Origin of the sequence: Trichococcus sp. (assembly GCF_049589555.1) — a bacterium.
Taxonomy (GTDB): domain Bacteria; phylum Bacillota; class Bacilli; order Lactobacillales; family Aerococcaceae; genus Trichococcus.
The window spans coordinates 1-1,975 of sequence record NZ_JBAWAZ010000030.1 but is presented as its reverse complement, the minus strand read 5'-3'; the positions used below and the strand labels follow the sequence as shown (position 1 = coordinate 1,975).

Annotated in this window: 1 protein-coding gene; it reads left to right on the top strand. The window is 55.1% G+C overall.

From position 1 onward, the window contains the following. On the top strand, positions 1-1,975 hold a 1,975-nt coding region (addA, locus tag WBV27_RS01535; protein WP_424198803.1), incomplete at both ends, for a helicase-exonuclease AddAB subunit AddA.

The following is a 1,975-nucleotide window of genomic DNA, read 5'->3' as shown; positions in this document are numbered from 1 at the left end:
ACCTCAACCGTCCGCTTGCGGAACAGGAGGAAGTGCTGCGGGGCATCCATCCGTATGCCGAAGAGATGGCCCGGGTGACGAAACGCTTTTCCGAAGCCTATTGGGAACGGAAATTGGAAGACAATGTGCTCGATTTCAACGACCTGGAGCATCTGACGTTGCAGATTCTGGCGCCGATTGCCGATGACGGAGAGCGAAAAATGAGCGACGCGAGCGCCTATTACCGCAACAAATTTGAAGAAGTGCTGATCGACGAATACCAGGACGTGAACCAGCTGCAGGAGAGCATCCTCTACTGGGTGACCCGGCACCAGCCGGAAACCGAGAACCTGTTCATGGTTGGGGATGTCAAACAGTCCATCTACGCCTTCCGCTTGGCTGACCCGAGCCTGTTCCTGCGCAAATACGCGGCCTTTGCCGACAAAAATGGCGGAGAGCGGATCATTCTGGCCGAAAACTTCCGGTCGCGCGCAGAAGTTATCCATTTCACGAATTTCATCTTCGAACAGCTGATGGATGAAAAAGTCGGCCAGATGGACTACGACGAAGCCGCGAAGCTTCAGGCCGGCAACAAGTCCTTTCCGGAGAGCGAGCTCAACCAGACGGAGCTGCTGATTTACCTGTCGGAGAATGCCGACAACGATGAGGAAGCCCTCACGCCGGAGAACGATCTCGAAGCCGACCTGACGATCGACGACAAGACAGCCGGGGAGGTCACGATGGTCGCGCAGAAGATCAAGGCGCTGATCGATGAGAAGTTTCTGATCTACGACAAGAAGACCAAAGAAGAACGGCCGCTTTCCTACCGGGATATCGTGCTGTTGACGCCGACAAAGAAGAACAACCTTGTCATCCTGGAGATCTTCAAGGATTTCCAGATACCGGTCATCCTGAACGACACGGAAAGCTATTTCCAGCGCACCGAAGTTTCGATCATCCTGTCCTTGCTGAAGGTGATCGACAACCCGCGCCAGGATATTCCGCTTGCGGCAGTCCTGCGTTCGCCGATCGTCGGTTTGGACGAGAAGCAGCTGGCGCTGATCCGCATCCAGCAGAAGAACGGCGATTTTTACGAAGCCGTGCAGCATTTCATCAATATCTGCGAAGCTTCCAGGATCGACCAGACTGCGGAAATCAAGGACGCGCACAGCAAACTGGCGCTGTTCATGGGCCGCTTGCACGAATGGCGCAACACGGCCAGGCGGAGCAGCCTCGTCACGCTGATCTGGACAATTTACAACGACACCCACTTCTTGGATTACGTCGGCGGCATGGTCGCCGGCAAACAGCGGACGGCCAACCTGCACGCCCTCTATGAGCGGGCCAAGAAGTATGAGGAAACGAACTACAAAGGGCTGTTCCAGTTCATCCGCTTCATCGAGAAGATCCAGCAGCGCGACAAGGATTTGGCCGAGCCGACCTCCTTCAGCGACGACGAGGATGCCGTCAGGGTCATGACCATCCACGCCAGCAAAGGACTCGAGTTCCCGGTCGTCTTCCTGATGGATCTATCGAAGCGGTTTAATCTGAGCGATACCCAAAGCAAATACATCTTCTCGGAGACGCACGGACTCGGGACCGATTATTTCGACGTCCAGCAACGGGTACAGTATCCTTCCTTGGCGCGCCAAGCGTTGGCGATCGAAAAGAAAAAGAAATTGCTGGCGGAAGAGATGCGTAAGCTTTATGTGGCCTTGACCCGGGCCGAACAGAAATTGTTCCTGGTCGGTTCCTACAAATCCGAGGAGAAACTCTGGGCCGATTGGCAAGTGGCTGACGGGACAAGCGGGAAACTGCTGCCGGATTACCTGCGCCTGCAGGCCAGCTCGATGATGAAATGGCTCGGCATGTGTCTGTACCGGCATGAAGATGCTGAGAACGATCATTTCCATAAGGAATACCGGGGCGAACTGACGCACTATCCGGTGCACTTCAGCATCCAGACTTTCCGCGAGGAAGACCTGCTGTCCTACAT